At 35.9% G+C, this 15,471-nt stretch carries 14 protein-coding genes; 6 read left to right on the plus strand and 8 right to left on the minus strand.

Features of this window, described 5'->3' with window-relative positions; translation table 11 throughout:
* Positions 1-38 precede the first annotated feature (38 nt).
* Positions 39-602, minus strand: coding sequence for a PAS domain-containing protein (locus tag MLC44_RS01975; protein WP_346389273.1), 564 nt, complete (start codon positions 600-602; stop codon positions 39-41).
* Positions 603-713: 111 nt separating this feature from the next.
* Here MLC44_RS01975 and MLC44_RS01980 point away from each other — a divergent pair, with 111 nt between their 5' ends.
* Positions 714-1,157 (plus strand): CZB domain-containing protein, encoded by a 444-nt coding sequence (locus MLC44_RS01980; protein WP_151901114.1) that lies wholly within the window; start codon positions 714-716, stop codon positions 1,155-1,157.
* A 113-nt stretch (positions 1,158-1,270) separates the two neighbouring features.
* On the opposite strand, the gene MLC44_RS01985 is transcribed toward MLC44_RS01980, so the two are convergent.
* The 4 genes from MLC44_RS01985 to MLC44_RS02000 all read right to left on the minus strand — a co-directional run bounded on the left by MLC44_RS01985 (position 1,271) and on the right by MLC44_RS02000 (position 4,605).
* On the minus strand, positions 1,271-1,699 hold the full coding sequence (locus MLC44_RS01985) for a hypothetical protein (protein WP_434658224.1): 429 nt from the start codon (positions 1,697-1,699) through the stop codon (positions 1,271-1,273).
* Positions 1,699-2,970 (minus strand): hypothetical protein, encoded by a 1,272-nt coding sequence (locus tag MLC44_RS01990; RefSeq protein WP_434658226.1) that lies wholly within the window; start codon positions 2,968-2,970, stop codon positions 1,699-1,701. Before MLC44_RS01990 ends, MLC44_RS01985 begins: the two co-directional genes overlap by 1 nt.
* A gap of 377 nt (positions 2,971-3,347) precedes the next feature.
* On the minus strand, positions 3,348-3,575 hold the full coding sequence (locus MLC44_RS01995; RefSeq protein WP_434658228.1) for a hypothetical protein: 228 nt from the start codon (positions 3,573-3,575) through the stop codon (positions 3,348-3,350).
* Positions 3,576-3,705: 130 nt separating this feature from the next.
* Complete coding sequence (locus tag MLC44_RS02000) at positions 3,706-4,605, minus strand: hypothetical protein (RefSeq protein WP_434658231.1); 900 nt, start codon at positions 4,603-4,605, stop codon at positions 3,706-3,708.
* 66 nt (positions 4,606-4,671) lie between these two features.
* On the opposite strand from MLC44_RS02000, the gene MLC44_RS02005 reads away from it, so the two are divergent.
* The 5 genes from MLC44_RS02005 to MLC44_RS02025 are packed head-to-tail and all read left to right on the plus strand — an operon-like array spanning position 4,672 to position 12,998.
* Complete coding sequence (locus MLC44_RS02005; protein ID WP_434658232.1) at positions 4,672-7,368, plus strand: class I SAM-dependent DNA methyltransferase; 2,697 nt, start codon at positions 4,672-4,674, stop codon at positions 7,366-7,368.
* Positions 7,361-8,956 (plus strand): hypothetical protein, encoded by a 1,596-nt coding sequence (locus tag MLC44_RS02010; protein WP_434658234.1) that lies wholly within the window; start codon positions 7,361-7,363, stop codon positions 8,954-8,956. Before MLC44_RS02005 ends, MLC44_RS02010 begins: the two co-directional genes overlap by 8 nt.
* A 2-nt stretch (positions 8,957-8,958) precedes the next feature.
* A complete protein-coding gene (locus tag MLC44_RS02015; RefSeq protein WP_434658237.1) occupies positions 8,959-9,921 on the plus strand; it encodes a Fic family protein in 963 nt (320 codons plus the stop codon).
* A complete protein-coding gene (locus tag MLC44_RS02020; protein WP_434658239.1) occupies positions 9,914-11,836 on the plus strand; it encodes a DEAD/DEAH box helicase in 1,923 nt (640 codons plus the stop codon). The genes MLC44_RS02015 and MLC44_RS02020 overlap by 8 nt, the downstream gene beginning before the upstream one ends.
* Complete coding sequence (locus MLC44_RS02025; protein ID WP_434658242.1) at positions 11,826-12,998, plus strand: GIY-YIG nuclease family protein; 1,173 nt, start codon at positions 11,826-11,828, stop codon at positions 12,996-12,998. Before MLC44_RS02020 ends, MLC44_RS02025 begins: the two co-directional genes overlap by 11 nt.
* Positions 12,999-13,076: 78 nt before the next feature.
* Here the strand turns inward: MLC44_RS02025 and MLC44_RS02030 are convergent, their stop codons facing one another.
* From MLC44_RS02030 to MLC44_RS02040, 3 genes are read right to left on the minus strand one after another with little or no spacing between them, the layout of a single operon-like run.
* Positions 13,077-13,706: a hypothetical protein gene (locus MLC44_RS02030; protein WP_434658245.1), complete on the minus strand. Its 630-nt coding sequence runs from the start codon at positions 13,704-13,706 to the stop codon at positions 13,077-13,079.
* 9 nt (positions 13,707-13,715) lie between these two features.
* Positions 13,716-14,303: a hypothetical protein gene (locus MLC44_RS02035; protein WP_434658248.1), complete on the minus strand. Its 588-nt coding sequence runs from the start codon at positions 14,301-14,303 to the stop codon at positions 13,716-13,718.
* Positions 14,304-14,314: 11 nt separating this feature from the next.
* A complete protein-coding gene (locus MLC44_RS02040) occupies positions 14,315-15,136 on the minus strand; it encodes a DUF932 domain-containing protein (RefSeq protein WP_434658251.1) in 822 nt (273 codons plus the stop codon).
* Positions 15,137-15,471 lie beyond the last annotated feature (335 nt).

Below are 15,471 nucleotides of genomic sequence, written 5' to 3' on the forward strand. Positions count from 1 at the left end.
TATTTAATAGAATGTAAATTGCAGGAATTCAGAATTTATTATGAAAATATTTTTTTCATAGCTGTAAAGAAAATTTTGAACAGACCTTTGTTTCCAACAAGGTCATTGATAAACTCGTCATAAGTGATTTGTTTTTCTTCAAAAAATCCTCTTAAGTATTTTTCACTTGCTTCCATCCCGCCTTCCTGCTCGATCTCAAGCAGTTTTGCATAAATCGGTTCCATTGTATCAACTGCTTTTTGCGGAGCGGCTTTTCTGTATGCCGTATGAGAGATGATTTTGTTTGTAATAGGATCTATTTTTGGCTCAAATTCTGTGACAACCCAGTAGTAACTTCCGTCTTTGGCAAGATTTTTCACAACAGCGATGATGTTTTTTGCCTCATTGATTCTGTCCCACATCATTTTAAATACAACTTTTGGCATATCAGGATGTCGTATGATACTGTGAGGTTTTCCGATAAGTTCTGATTCACTGTATCCGGAGATTTCTACAAAATAATCATTGCCGTATTCGATGATTCCTTTTGGATCTGTTTTGGAAACTATATATTTTTTTGGATTTAATTTGATTTGGTTATTAATTGGTTCTGGGTGTTTCAAGTTACATTCCTTTCTTAAGTTTTGACAAATTATATAATGATTTTTCTTAAATAGATGAATAAATTTAGAAATTTTATGTAATAATACAGGTACTTTATAAGGTGAAACAATATGACGAAAGAAAAAACAATAGATGCGATGGAACATGCCCGTGAGGCACATATAGAGCAGATGACAAAAATAAAGTTTTTGATTGAAGGCAAAAATATTGACAATTTAACACCTGTGTCGAAAATGAAGTGTGAATTTGGGAAGTGGTTTTATGATGATACCCAAGAAATAAAAAGTGTTTTAGGTGTTCAGTTTTATGAGAGTCTAGACAGGATACATGAAGAGTGGCATATACAGTATGCCAAAATCCATGCTATTTTTACGGGTGCAAAAGAGGAGGGTTTTTTTTCCAAACTGTTTAAAACACATAAGGTAGATGATTTGGAACTCGAAAAGGCAAAAGTATATTATAAAGATCTTGAAGAGATTACAAAAGATCTGCTGAGACTTCTTGAGACAAGCAAAAGAAGAGTGCAGGCCCTGAGCGCATCAAAGTTTTCCTGATCTTTATAAAAGATGTCCCATCTAATTTAGTCTTTTTATAAACACCTTAAATAAGGGCTTTTGAGAGCCTGAAATAAAAAGTGTATATAAAAGTGTATAGATGTGTGTTTCAATTATGCACGCTTTTGTATATAATTTTCCATCCAGCTATCAATTGTTTTGACATTATACAATATATTCCCTCTTTCTTGTAGTTGTACAAATGGCAGAGGATCTTTTAGACGACCTCTTAATTTTCTTTGAGACTCTTCTGCTATTGAATAGGTGGCTTCAAACTCCTTGACACTGATTAGTTTTTTATCTAGAATATTTTCACTTGGTAATTGCTCTTTGATGTTTAGGAGGGAAGCCGTTAGCTTGACCATATCCTCTTTTGTCCCAACTATACTCTTATCTAGTTGCTGTATCTTCTCGATGATAATACAAAACAATTCTTTCTCTGTAGGCACAACTATTTGAATACATGCCTGAACTACAATAGGTTCTAATTGTTCTACAACTTTACTATCAACTAACTCTGACTTTACTATATTACTATGCATTACATTCCTCCTTTTGCAACTGCATACTCATTTCGTTCTTCCATACAACTATTATCAAAAGCTACTTTCTTTTCTTTTGGTTCAATAGCTATAGCTTCACCTCTTGAATAAACAATACGGTTAGGAGACTTTCCTTCGACAACAAGATCACCCTTGCACCAGTCAATAGTAACTTCAGCTAAGCTCTTGTACCGACTCTTGTACTCCATGAGCTGCTTACGAATCTTTTGGTAAAAGTCTTTTGAGAACAACATTTGCGAAGAAGAGTGAAGTTTTATGCCAAGGTACTCAAATACTGCTATATCTTCTGCTGCTTTTGTTTCGTCTCCTTCAAACTTCCCTTTAAGATTATGTACTCTTTGGGCATTAGAAATAGCAGTTTGAGCTGTACGAAGTTTAAACTTGGCACGAGTCATACTTAGGATGTACTTTCTGATGCTATCATACTTCTTTGCCATTGTCTTGTTATCGTTAAACTCAAGTAGTGTCGCCTTACCAGAATAAACATCAATTTGTGGAGAAAGTGATGGAAGGAAGTAGTTCAGTCGCTTAGAGTTTTCCTTATCTTGCATAACCTGAACATAAATACCTTTCGCTCGGTAGTGTTTCATCAATCCATCTTTCAAGTGAGCACTCAATGCAAAATGTGTTCTACCGAGAGGAAGTATCTCAACTCCATGCTTGCAATCTCGTTTGGAAAAATGTACATCCAAGTAAGTATTTCTCGTTTTATGAACAAGCTCAATTAGTCTTGCTAACTCTTCAATATCATCATAGATAGAAACAACAGTATGCATATGAACATCTCCACTCGTTTGTAGCTCCATCGCCCAGTGGTAATGAAAGCGTTTTTTGTATGCACACTCTTTCAACTCATCACTTGTAAGGACAGTAGATTTACTAAGTGTTCGCATATGATAAATCAGTGAGTTGGCTTGAGTCATTATTCTTTGCATAACGGTATCGAAACTCTTGTCTGTATCTGCAACCCTGAATGGTTGAGAAATTGTGAAAGTTAGAATCATCTCTGTTCTATCTTGGTTGCGACGCATAAGCTGAGATGCAGAACGAGTGTTCTGGAATAAGCGAGCAAGCTCTATGTTCATTTGTTTCTTTTGATAACTATCCCAGCTATCTCTAGGTTTCTGAAGCTCAGCAGATTTTTGCTCATACTTTTGTTGCTTCTCTAAACTAGCCTGACGACTCTCAGTCAAGATTTGTTTTTTATATTCTGACCACCACTGCGGTGGCTGTCGTTTTGTTTTGCCCATGATACTTATCCTTTTGTGGAGTTGCCACCTGTACCTATCCTAGTCCTAACTATTCAGACTAGCTGTCCGACCTCCACCCCTTATCTCGTGAACACTAAGATAGTGTCCAGAATTTTGAGTAGAGTTCCCCTATCAGTCAATTTTCAGACTTTCAGCTTTTGTTAAGTTACAAGATATATTTCTAAATTCTCCTCTATCTACAAGAACGGACATACATGCATTTTTGCATCATGCTATTACAGCGGGGTAGCCTTTTGTTCTACTGTTAGTCTTGAATAAAAGAGAGAAATGAGGTATCATTACAGTCCAACACTTTAATGATGGAGCCTCATCGCTCTATCTCTTAACTTCCGTTTCACTTCCGAAGAAATGATAAATTAAATAACTTCTGCACCTTTTGATGCGACTCTACCTGATTCCAAAAATGCTTCTATATCTTTTCGTTTATATAAAATTTTCTTAGTACCAGGAATTACATAATATTCAAGAATACCATCGGCTCTAAACTTTGACTGTAAACCAGACTTAAATCTATACTCTTTAGTTGTATCTTGAACATCAATATATTCAGATTTCTCTGATTCTAACTCTTGTGAATTTGTCACAATTGCTCCTTCGTATTTGTTACAAAGTAATTGTATTCAATACGAGATTAGACCATTGTTTAGGGAGTATGTCTATAGTGGGGTAAAAAATGAAAATTGTTATATTATGAAGAATATGAGAGTGATTTTTCTAGTAAATAGCTTTTGTGTGTCTTTCATTATGAAGTTGTGAATAGCGGTAAAATGTATGTTTACATCCAGATTGGCTAATACTTATAGAGTATGAATACTTCTCTGTCTTTGAGTTGTATTCTTCTTGCTTTACGAGGATATGGAAACCATAAAGCCTGTAGTCTAATATTTTGTTTTCATCCTTGGCAAATAGTGCTTTAAGATTAGAATCTATATTTGAGTTAATATCATTGTATATAGACATGTTTCGCTCAATGCAAGCGCTTACATAATGGGCAAACTCAATAGTACCTTTCTTATGTTTATCTGCAAAAAAGTGTTGATCATACCATCCCCGAGCAAAGAGTTGACAGAGGATAATAAATGTTTTGGGAGGAAGCTCAAAGTCTTTCTTTGAGTCTCTAGCTGTTGCAGCATCTTGTATGTCCTTAAGTCTATACTCCTTCCCAGTCACACTCTCAATTAGTATTGCCATAGATTTAGCTGTTTCATAAGAAGATTTGACATCATCATCGGTCTTACGACGCTTTTTCTGGCTGTACTCTTCAGTTAACTTTTTGTAGTAATAGACAGCCCAGTTCAAAAACCCTAATAAATAAATTGTAGCAGTTAAAGATGTAGTTCCGTTTGCTTTCTTATCCGGAATAAGTTCTAAGAAGTAGAAGGGAGAATCATATTTTAATGGAGTGTTAAAGTCTATGGCACTATTATATAGTGCCATATGGTTTGGGTTAAAGGCAGCATCTCTTTCTAACTCTTGAGTATCAACATCATCAATGAGCAAATGAAAGCCTTTGTACTTGCTAATACCACTATTTCTCATAATAAAATTTGCAGCTGCTAGTTTAGCTTCTTTACCCATTTGTCCGGTACCCTCTATAGAATTTTTGTCTTTCATATTATACATTACTTTCATATAACTTTTATAAGATATAATTAACCATATAATTTCAAGGATTCATATATGCCAACATCATCGCAGATAGAAAAAAATGTTAAGAAGGTTATTGACAAGTTCTCCCCTGATGAGTTTATCTTTGATCTTCTATCTGCTTATGATGTTGCTGATTCTCGTATAAAAAGATTACGAACTGGAGATAGAAACAAGCTTGAGAGTATTGGCGAGTTGGATGCTGCTACACTCAAGCTATTTTTCAAAGTTTCAGCTAGCTCTGATTTGCATGCTGTGATAGATGAACTTGTTTCTAAGTATAAAGCTGAAAAGAAACCTCCTCGTTTTGCTATTGTTACTGACTACACTACACTTCTTGCAGTTGACACAAAAACAGATGATACTTTGGATGTAAAAATAAGTGACCTTACCAAGCATTATGAGTTTTTCTTGCCTCTCGCAGGAATGGAAAAAGCCGTGATAGTCAATGAAAATCCAGCGGATGTAAAAGCCGCCGAGAAGATGGCGAAACTCTATGATGAGATAACTAAGGAAAATGAAATTAAGAGTGAAGAAGAAGTCCACTCTCTCAATGTCTTTCTCATTCGCCTGCTCTTTTGTTATTTCGCAGAAGATAGCAACATCTTTGCTGACAACCAATTTACAAATGCCATAGAGCAACATACACAAGATGATGGCTCAGACTTAGATACCTACATCATCCGTCTTTTTGAGCTACTAGATACTGAAAAACGACCAAGTGACTTGAATGAACACCTCAAAGCCTTTCCTTATGTTAACGGTGGACTTTTTAGAACTCGCTGTAAGGTGCCAAAGTTTACCAGTAAATCTCGCCGTATCATGATAGAAGTCGGGACACTAGACTGGTCTGACATCAACCCTGACATCTTTGGCTCGATGATACAAGCTGTCATCACCGATGAGCATCGTGGGGGAATGGGGATGCACTACACCTCTGTTCCTAACATCATGAAAGTGATAGAGCCACTTTTTCTTGACTCGCTCTATGAGGAGTTTGAGACAGCTAAGATGAGTAAGTCAAAACTTCAAAAACTTCAAGAGAGACTAGCAAACCTCAAAATATTTGATCCGGCTTGTGGGAGTGGAAACTTTCTTATCATCGCCTACAAAGAGCTTCGAGCCTTAGAGATAAAGATACTCAAGCAGATAGACAAAGTCTCAAGTATGAAACAAGGCGCTTTGTTTGATAACAAGAGAAAGAAAGAGCAGATGAGTTTCATGTCACTCTCTTCTAACATTGAGCTTACACAGTTTTATGGCATAGAGCTAGATGACTTCGCACATGAGGTAGCCATACTCTCACTCTGGCTTACGGAGCATCAGATGAATGTAGCTTTTTTCAAAGAGTTTGGTCAAACTGCTCCACCACTTCCACTTCCTGAAGGTGGGCATATAGTTCATGGAAATGCTACTAGATTAGACTGGGAAGAAGTTTGTCCTAAAGAGGATGGAGATGAGATATATATACTTGGGAATCCTCCTTACCTAGGTTATAGTGAACGGAATAAAGAACAAAAATCTGATATGGATTTTGTATTTGATGGTGTAGGTAATGTAAAACGCTTAGATTACATAGGTTGTTGGTTTAAACTGGCATCAGACTATATAAATGGTATTGCTGCAAAGTATGCCTTTGTATCAACTAATTCCATATCTCAAGGAGAACAAGTTAGTCTATTGTGGCCATATATTTTTTCAAGTAATCAGGAGATCAGATTTGCACATCAATCCTTTAAATGGAAAAATAATGCAAGAAGTAATGCTGGAGTTACTGTTGTCATAATTGGTATTCAAAATATGGATAAATCACATAAACACTTGTATATAGATAATATATCTAAAAATGTAAAAAGTATTAGTCCTTATCTTGTTGAAGGTTCTTCATTAATAATTGCTCAAACAAAGAAGTCTATATCTCGTTTACCTGAAATGATATTAGGAAGTAGCCCTATTGATGGGGGGCACTTAATACTAAATGCAAAAGAATATGAAGAGTTTAGTAAAAACATACACACACACAAATTTCTAAAGCAGTACATAGGAGGTAATGATTTTCTTAACGACATAAAAAGATACTGTGTATGGATAGATGATGAACAAATTGCTATTGCAAGTAATATACCTGAAATCAAAGATAGGATTGACCAATGTTATAACTATAGAATTAATGCAGGAAGAGATGCAAAAAAAGGAGCATCAGTTCCATATAGGTTTTTTTATAGAAAATACAAGAAGTTACCATCTGTAATTTTACCAATGACATCGTCAGAGAATAGAGAATATTTACCTGTAGGCTTTGTAGGTGAAGAAGTTATAACAAGTAATGGAATTTTAGTGATATATGGTAATAATCCTTATATTATGGGTGTTCTTTCTTCTAAAATGCATTTGTCTTGGGTGCATGCCGTTACCGGTAAACTAGAATCAAGAATACGATATTCTGTTAATCTTGCATATAACACTTTCCCTTTTCCAAACATAAGTGAAAAACAACAAGAACAACTAAGTGAGCATGTCTTCAATATCTTAGATGAGAGAGAAAAGCACTCACAAAAAACTCTAGCCCAACTCTACGATCCAGACAAAATGCCAGATGGATTACGAGAAGCCCACCACCAACTAGACCTAGCCATAGAACAATGCTACAGAAAGAAACCCTTCACCAGCGATGAAGAACGACTTGAGTATCTGTTTGGACTGTATGAAGAGATGGTGGCTAATGCCTGATAGTAATATTTGCTCAATTACTGGATATAAAGGTTGTAAGTTGCCTAAACATAAAGAGTATGATGAGTGCATTTTACATTGCTCAAAAGAGGAAGCTGCAAAAGACTACCATATGGCAAGCGATGACTTGGATGCATTTAAGAGAAAGCTTATTGAGTACATAGCCAATATTGTAGTTAAAAGCAGACAAGATGAACTAGAGCATGAGGATATATACAGATACTTTGGTGTTAGTTCAAGTATAAGAAAAGCTGACTCTTCTAAAACTAAGCTTGTTGAAAAGAAGCTCAAAGAGAGTACGATAGTCTTTAACCATATTGCTTTTCCTACTTGTAAAGATGGAGATACTGAAGACTACGAGCCTATTCTAAACAAACTTGGACGAATACATTTCAACTACTGTAAGTTCTATTTGTCATGGTTAGACTTAAAAGAGACTCAATGTTTCTTTCAGGATTGTGAATTTTTTGCTAGTTGGTATATACATGACTATGCTTTACTACCAAACCAGAGTAGTGTTATCTATCAGATGTGCATATTTCATAAGGGTGCAAGTGCAGCTGGAAGAGAAGTACAAGAAGAAAGACTATCCTTAACAAACAGTCAATTCTCAGATTGTCATTTTGGGAAAGAGCTTGTCTTAGAGTATGTAGATGTAAAAGCACCACTGTTTAACAATGGAGATAATTTTCATGGACAAGCAGATTTTTTAAAGGTGTATCACTGTGTTGTAGATGAAAGATTTGCAATTAATCAGTATTGTATAGAGACTGTAAGTTTTCAAAGTTCTGTCTTTAAGAGTAAGTTTGAATTTCGAGAGAACTGTACAAAAGAGTTTATAAGCGATAACTGTAACTATGTGGATATTGCTGACTATTATAGATCTAGCTTTGAGAATTTCAAGACAGTTAAAGGTATCTACGAAGATTTTTGTGTCTTTGAAGGGTGTCAATTTGGTAAAAAAGATGTGCTTGCAGACAAGAGCCTACGGACAGATTTTGAGTATGTTACATTTAAGAGTGAAGTTAACTTCAGAAATACTAAGTTTTATGATGGATTGGACATACAGCATGCTAACTTCACAAAAGAGCCGAAGTTTCTAAATGCAGAGATAGATAGTACCTATACAAGCAGAGAAACATTTAGAAGCATAAAACACTCTTTTGATAGTATAGGAAACTACTTAGATGCAAATAAATACTTTGCCCTTGAGATGAAAAAGTATAAGCAAGAATTAGAGGCTCCAAATAGCCGAAAGCAAGAGAAAATATTATTTTGGTTTAATGAGATAATCTCTGATTTTGGACAGGATTACTGGAGACCATTACGAATATTTTTGTATAGTGCAGTGGTATATTTCGTGCTGTATCTTGGATATGAACTTAGATGGATCTACAGTATAGATCCAGAGGTATCAGAAATAGCCACTGTTGTAAGTAAATATGCCAATATGTTTGCTCTATCTATAATGCCTTTTAAGAAGATGTTAACTGAGGGAATGGAATTTATTAGCTTATTATTTTATATTTGGTATTCCATTTTGATATGGCAAACAATAGTTGCTGTTAAACGGCATACAAGGAGATAATGATGTCTAATTATAAACCACCTTACACAATAACATCAAAGATACTAGACCTCACAAGTAAAATTGCAGAGAGTATGTCAGAACTCAAACACAGCTCTAACCAAAACCTTACTCTTATGTTAAGAAAAAAGAACCGTATAAAAACACTAGCAGGAACTCTGGAGATTGAAGGTAACTTCTTAGGCGAAGAGAAAATTACAGCCCTACTGGATGGTAAAAGAGTTCTTGGAACCATACCTGAGATAGCAGAAGTTGAGGGAGCCATACGGGCATACCAAGAGTTAGAGAACTATAGTTATGATGATATTAACGATTTACTTAATGCTCATAAAATACTGATGAGTGAGATATTAACAACTGCTGGATCCTTTAGAAGTTCAAATGTAAGAGTAGGTGAACATATTGCACCGCAAGCTCACTTCGTTCCAGAACTGATGACACAGCTTTTTGATTGGCTCAATGAGAGCGATGAACATATGCTACTTAAATCTTGTATCTTTCACTATGAGTTTGAATTTATACACCCTTTTTCAGATGGTAATGGTCGTATGGGAAGACTCTGGCAGAGTGTGATGTTGCATAACTATAATCCACTTTTTTCAAGTCTACCTACGGAAAGTATTGTAAGAGATCATCAACAAGAGTATTACAAAGCCCTAGAAGATGCAACTGAACTGGGAGAAAGCACACCTTTTATAGAGTTTATGCTAAAGATGATACTAGAGGCAATAGTAAAGGTCGGTAAAGAAGTCGGTAATAAGGTCGGTAATCTTACAGAAAATCAAATGATGATAGTTGAAATGATGAAAGTCAACTCAAAAGTAAGTGCAAAACTACTTGCAGAGGAAGTGGGGATTTCGGTGAGAAAGATAGAAGAGAATGTGGCTAAACTAAAAAAGTTAGGCATAATAGAACGAGTAGGTGGTACTCGTGGACATTGGGAAGTGAAGGAAAAAAATGACTAATATAGTAGAAGTAGCTTATGCACAAACAGGAGATAGCAAGTCTATTAATGAATATGGAATGAGAGATATGCAAGCAAAAGCCTATGAGGCTCGTAACTCTCAATACTTACTACTAAAAGCACCTCCTGCTTCTGGTAAATCAAGAGCTTTGATGTTTATAGCTTTAGATAAACTCATAAATCAAGGTCTCAAAAAAGTCATAGTTGCTGTTCCTGAACGCTCGATTGGTGGTTCATTTGCTACTACTAAGCTTAGTGAGTTTGGTTTTTATGCTGATTGGGAAGTAGATGATAGATATAATCTTTGTACTCCAGGTGCAGATAAGAGTAAAGTTCAGGCATTTATTAACTTCTTAGAGAGTGATGAGAAGATACTTATCTGTACTCATGCTACACTTCGTTTTGCATTTGAGAAGTTAGATGAGAAGAAGTTTGACAACACACTGCTAGCAATAGATGAGTTTCACCATGTATCTGCTGATGGAGAGAATCGTTTAGGCGAGTTAATACGACTTGTAATGCAAAAGTCATCTGTAAATATTGTTGCAATGACGGGTTCTTTCTTTAGGGGAGATAGTGTGCCTATTCTTCTTCCAGAAGATGAAGCTAAGTTTTCCAAAGTTACTTACAACTACTATGAACAACTCAATGGATACGAATACCTCAAGTCTCTTGGCATTGGTTATCACTTCTACCAAGGTCGTTATACTTCAGCTATAGGAGAGATACTCGATACTGATAAAAAAACTATACTGCATATCCCAAATGTGAACTCTGGTGAATCTACAAAAGACAAGCATAAGGAAGTTGATTTTATCATTGATAGTACTGGTGAAGTTGTCAAAGAGGACGAAAATAAAGTTATCTATGTGAAGCGACATAGTGATGGTAAAATAATTAAAGTGGCAGACTTAGTGAATGATGATCCAAATGACAGAGAGAAAATAGTTGCCTATCTAAGAAATATTGATAGTGAAGATGATATGGATTTGATTATTGCTTTGGGAATGGCTAAAGAGGGCTTTGACTGGCCGTACTGCGAACATGCACTTACTGTTGGATATAGAAGTTCACTGACTGAAATTATACAGATAATTGGTCGTGCAACTCGTGATAGCGAGAACAAAACACATGCTCAGTTTACAAACCTTATAGCTCAGCCTGATGCATATGATAGTGAAGTGAAGACATCAGTTAATAATATGCTAAAAGCTATAACTGCATCACTTCTAATGGAACAAGTCCTAGCTCCAAATTTCAAGTTCAAACCACGGTTTGATAATGATAATGAGAAAGCTAAGCCTGGGGAGATGAAGATACGAGGCTTTAAAAAGCCAAGTACAAAGAGAGTGGAGCAGATAATAGAGTCTGATTTGAATGACCTTAAAGCAGCTATCCTGCAAGACGATAAAATGCTCAAAGCAATGCCAGGGAACATTGACCCTGAAGTTATGAATAAGGTACTTATTCCAAAGATTATTCAAGTGAAGTATCCTGATTTGAGTGATGAAGAAGTTGAAGAAATAAGACAGCATGTTGTCGTTGACTCTGTTGTTAAAAATGGGGAGATTAAAAAGAGTGGTGGGAAGCAGTTTATATCTATGGCTGGGAAGTTTGTCAATATTGATGAGTTGAATATTGACCTAATAGATAGCATAAACCCATTTCAAAGAGCCTTTGAAATTCTGTCTAAGTCTGTTACGACAAAGGTTCTGCACCTGATTCAAGAGTCAATTGCTGCAACTAGAATAACGATGGATTTTGAGGAAGCAAAGATACTGTGGCCAAAAATCTTAAAGTTCAAGAAAGAGCATGGCAAAGAGCCAAGTCTAAGTTCTAATGATCCGCAAGAGTTACGAATGGCTGAGTGTATAGTGTATCTAAAAGAAGAGAAGAGAAAACGAAATGATGGATAAAGAGAGTATACTCGATGAAATTTTTGCGAGTGATATAGAGGGTATACTAGATACTAAAGCAAAAGTGGCACCAGCTCAAAACGAAGACCAAAGATTGGTTTCCACATTTGAAGAGATAAATGTGTTTATAGACGAGCATGGTAAAGAACCTCTTAGAAATATGTCAGATATGCATGAAGCAAAGCTGTTCTCAAGACTCAAAGGGTTAAGAGAACAAGAAGATAAGATACAAGAGCTGAAAACCCATGACAGACATAATCTTTTTGAACGAGAAGAAGAGATAGAAATTAACTCTATTGATGATATTTTTAGTGGGGATGATTTTGGATTGTTGGAAGATGAGGAAGATATTTTTACACTTACTCATGTAGAAAAATATGATGCAAACAAAGCAGCACCTGATTTTGTAGCTACACGAGAGAAGTGTGAAGAGTTTGAGAAGTATGAACAGTTATTTGTTAAGTGTCAAGCAGATCTAAGAGAAGAGAGACGAAGATTAGTTCCTTCTATAGAGAGACAGCTACATGTAGGAACTTTTTGTATTCTAGATGGAGTTCTCCTTTACATTGCAGAGATCAAACATGCACAAAGAGGAAATAGTAACAAGCTAAATAGAAGAACTCTTCTTGTGTTTGAGAATGGAACACAATCGAGAATGTTGCTACGATCTCTGGGAAAAAGGCTCAAAGATAATGGAAAGATGGTTACATCTAAAGATGGAGAAGAGCTTGCAAGTCTAAACCAAATATCAGTAGATGATGAATCTACTGGATATATTTATGTACTGAAGTCTAAAAGTGAGAATGACAAAATCAAGTCCAAAGCAAACCTCTACAAGATAGGTTTTTCATCTACTGCAATACAAGAGAGAATCAAAAATGCAGAGAATGAACCAACATATCTAATGGCTCCTGTGTCACTTGTAAGTGCTTATGAGACTTACAATATGAATCCCCACAAGTTAGAACAACTACTACATAAGTTTTTTGGGAACTCATGTTTGAATATTGATATACAGGGGAATGATGGACAAGTTCATAGACCAAGAGAGTGGTTTATAGCTCCGATTGATGTGATTGAAAGTGCTATTGAGCTTATTATATCTGGAGATATTGTTAACTATAAATATGATGCGGAATTAGAGAAGATAGTAGAGAAATAGTTTAGGCTACGAGTAAGCCGATGCAAATATAGAAGGCAATACTAATTTTGGTTTGATGGGTCATGATTAGCTTTTTCATTACGCTGCCTTTTCTTGCATTTGCTGATAAGGAAGAATCCAGCTCCTTAATTGTGGTCGCCATTTGCACTTTAGCTGTTTGAGTTTTGATGAATGTGGATAGCTATTCCCCGTAATACTAAGTGTCCCATCTGGAAGTTGTTCAATCCCAAGACCAAGAGCATAAATGGATTGCTCAAGATTTCCTTGCTGAGAGGGTGGAGTGTTTGTGTTCTGAGATTGCTGGTTGGATGGAGCTTGAGTGTGATTTTGTTGTGCGATAGCATTTGACACTTCAAAGGAAGATGCATACTCGTTTCCACTAAGTGAGAGTCCCGCCAAGGCACGACCAATAGAACTTGTTTCTGCATTTTCAAGTGCAGATGTGGCATTTATCCAGCCATCCCCTCGGTACTCTTCAGCAAACCCTGTAGATATTATTTGGTCGCCAATTTTGATTTTGGCTTGTATGACTACACGCTGTTCATCATCATGTATTATAACGGTTGAAATAGACGCATCTGGGAAGAATTTTCTAAATACCGCAAGTCTAATTGAAACTTGAGTGTATGATTTTCCTTTGATGTCTATGGTTGGCATTTTTTGCAACTCTTGTACGGCTAGTTGTAATGGGTGTTGTTGATTTTGCATAATATCCTCCTATGCAGCTTGAATATGTTGAATTGAGTCATCAGAAGTGAGCGACTTTCGTTTGTTGATACGAAGTGTGATTGGTTTAGTTTTTGTGGTGATTTTCATGTCGCAGAAATCTTGTACTTCGTGTCGTTGGTCTGCTGAAATGAGAGCTTGCTGAACTGCTTCTTTGTCTAGCACAACAGTAAAAAAACCAGCATGAATTAATGCTTGTTCATCTAGTACCTTTAAGGTTGCTGTTGTGCTTGTTGATTCTTTTGTGACACTTATGCTACTTACAGATAGACCCTCAAGCTTTTCAACACCTAGACTTTGAAGTGCTTTTGCAACTTGGAATTTCCCTATAGTTTTAGCAGATTCCAACTGCTTTTTCATTGAAGCAAGATGCTGTTGCTGTTCTTTTATATATGCTACTCTTGAATTAATTTCAAGAAAAATTTCAGCAATAATATCACTCTTTTTGTAGAATGATAATTTGTCGTTAGTAAGTATGGCAATAACACTATCGTAAAACCATTCTTTGGATGCGGGGCTATCTGTGTGTAAGCCAACTATAGACTGTTCAAGAGTGGATGATGTTGTTTGCAATTGCATGTTAATTCCTTTTATGCTGCCATCATTAATGGCTGTTGAGTTTGAGCTTTAATGTTAGCTATCTTGTCTGCAAGAGAAAAAAGCTTTTCCCCTATGTGTAAGTTGGAGTCAATACTCTGTATAGCTTTGCTTGTGAAGTTACGATTAGTAATGCGGTTTTTTCCTTTGATACCACCTCTTTGGCAAGATTCCTCTATACGATTAAAAACTCGCCATAAATCGTTTCCAATATCACCATCTCTACGAACTTCGAGCATAGAGTTATGGTCAATATCTAAGGTGTCAACATCAAACCGTACGGATGCGGCTACTTTAGCAAAGGCTAATTCTTCAACAGATGAAAGCTGAATATTTTTGTATGTATTGATACGCTCATCTAGTAGAGGAAGATAGCTTACAGTCTCTTTTATTGCAGTAAATACATCAGTTTCACAAAAACCAATGTGCTTAATTTTGTGGGCTTGCATCAATGAATCTGCTAAAATAATTCCATTTTTACAGATTAGTCTAAATATGCCCAATCTAAGTTCCATGCATGCTGAAGTATCATGCGATGATGACAATATGAGCTGAGGAATATTCTCTTCTTCCATCAAAAATGAGCTGAAATTTTGCAGCACAATAAGATGCTTTTGGTAGTTTTGTTTATCTTCTAAACGGACTTTGTTTTCAAATGCATCTACAGGTAGCCAGCCATGCTCACGCATAATATTGAGAATCTTTTCTGTAGAGATATATGTGTAGCGATCACTTACAGCATGATAAGGCTCGGTTGTAAATATGCTGGGCGCAAGTGTTCTGAGTTGTTCATTTGTTAGAGGTAATTTTGACATGAGTGTATCCTTTGAAATATGAGTTGTATTGAGATTGAGTGTTGATTAGAACAGAGGGACTACTTCTTAGATGAAAGTATTTCAGCAACTACAGTAAGAACTGTAATGGCTATTGCAATAAGTTGAGGGATTGGTGGCATTATGCTATTCCTTTTGGATAGTAGTCAATGTTATTGACAGGGCTAAATATCAGATGATAAAAACTGTATGGTTGTGGTGATTGAAGAAGATTGAAGTAGAACATGAGAAATCCTAAAATATTCACACGACAGAAGAGATGGTAATATCGAGGTGTAAACATGGAGGTGGTATTTAACGAGAACTTGAAGCTATAT

Origin of the sequence: Sulfurimonas sp. NW9 (genome assembly GCF_051132275.1) — a bacterium.
In the GTDB taxonomy this organism is placed as follows: Bacteria; Campylobacterota; Campylobacteria; order Campylobacterales; family Sulfurimonadaceae; genus Sulfurimonas; species Sulfurimonas hydrogeniphila.

Excerpts from the sequence above, each read along its gene's own strand:
- MLC44_RS02005 (WP_434658232.1), top strand. The coding sequence starts at position 4,672 with ATGCCAACATCATCGCAGATAGAAAAAAATGTTAAGAAGGTTATTGAC.
- MLC44_RS02040 (WP_434658251.1), bottom strand. The coding sequence starts at position 15,136 with ATGTCAAAATTACCTCTAACAAATGAACAACTCAGAACACTTGCGCCC.
- MLC44_RS02025 (WP_434658242.1), top strand. The coding sequence starts at position 11,826 with ATGATGGATAAAGAGAGTATACTCGATGAAATTTTTGCGAGTGATATA.
- MLC44_RS01980 (WP_151901114.1), top strand. The coding sequence starts at position 714 with ATGACGAAAGAAAAAACAATAGATGCGATGGAACATGCCCGTGAGGCA.
- MLC44_RS02000 (WP_434658231.1), bottom strand. The coding sequence starts at position 4,605 with ATGAAAGACAAAAATTCTATAGAGGGTACCGGACAAATGGGTAAAGAA.
- MLC44_RS01990 (WP_434658226.1), bottom strand. The coding sequence starts at position 2,970 with ATGGGCAAAACAAAACGACAGCCACCGCAGTGGTGGTCAGAATATAAA.
- MLC44_RS02035 (WP_434658248.1), bottom strand. The coding sequence starts at position 14,303 with ATGCAATTGCAAACAACATCATCCACTCTTGAACAGTCTATAGTTGGC.
- MLC44_RS02010 (WP_434658234.1), top strand. The coding sequence starts at position 7,361 with ATGCCTGATAGTAATATTTGCTCAATTACTGGATATAAAGGTTGTAAG.
- MLC44_RS02030 (WP_434658245.1), bottom strand. The coding sequence starts at position 13,706 with ATGCAAAATCAACAACACCCATTACAACTAGCCGTACAAGAGTTGCAA.
- MLC44_RS02020 (WP_434658239.1), top strand. The coding sequence starts at position 9,914 with ATGACTAATATAGTAGAAGTAGCTTATGCACAAACAGGAGATAGCAAG.
- MLC44_RS02015 (WP_434658237.1), top strand. The coding sequence starts at position 8,959 with ATGTCTAATTATAAACCACCTTACACAATAACATCAAAGATACTAGAC.
- MLC44_RS01985 (WP_434658224.1), bottom strand. The coding sequence starts at position 1,699 with ATGCATAGTAATATAGTAAAGTCAGAGTTAGTTGATAGTAAAGTTGTA.